Below are 665 nucleotides of genomic sequence, written 5' to 3' on the forward strand. Positions count from 1 at the left end.
CATTCAGACAATCCAACCTGGCGAATGCTTAAACTACTTCGCCAGTGCTGGATATGGTTCCATCAAAAAGTGAAATGCTCTAGCTTTCGTAAAGCAACCATCGTGTTGCGTAAAGGTTACAGATTTTTGTATTTGATTGATGTATAATTTAGACAGTAAATTGGTGGAGGGAATAGCATGAAATTGAAAACTTCTTTCTTGGCATCATGCATGATAGCCGCTGGTATTGTTGGCGCAAATGCCGCTGACGCGGTCATCGCTGAAGAGCCTGTACCTGTTGTATCCGCTCCTGTATTTACATGGGCTGGCCCTTATATTGGTGGACAGGTCGGCTATGGCTGGGGGCGCTCGAAATTCAGCAATGATGAAGATACTCTCAAAATGAAGCCTGATGGTTTTCTGGGTGGGATCTATGCAGGCTATAACCTTGATGTAGGCGACAATTTCATTCTCGGCATTGACGGGGATGTTACTTATAACGACCTCGACAAGGGAATTTCCCATTATGATCCGGAAGACGATGACGCGATGGAGATCAGCACGCGTCTGCGTTGGTCTGGTGCGGTTCGTGCAAGGGCAGGCGTAAGAGCCCGACTCAAAATTCCATTTTTGCGATACGCCTCGTCATTCGCCTGATTGAGGAGATGACCATCCAAGCTTGTGAC

The 665-nt window shown here is 46.9% G+C and carries 1 protein-coding gene; it reads left to right on the top strand.

Annotation, left to right across the window (positions count from 1 at the left end):
* The first annotated feature begins 177 nt into the window (after nt 1-177).
* Nucleotides 178-636: a porin family protein gene (locus ACFO1V_RS09375; protein WP_380075081.1), complete on the top strand. Its 459-nt coding sequence runs from the start codon at nt 178-180 to the stop codon at nt 634-636.
* Nucleotides 637-665: the final 29 nt, after the last annotated feature.

Source organism: Daeguia caeni, from assembly GCF_042653845.1.
GTDB lineage: Bacteria > Pseudomonadota > Alphaproteobacteria > Rhizobiales > Rhizobiaceae > Brucella > Brucella caeni.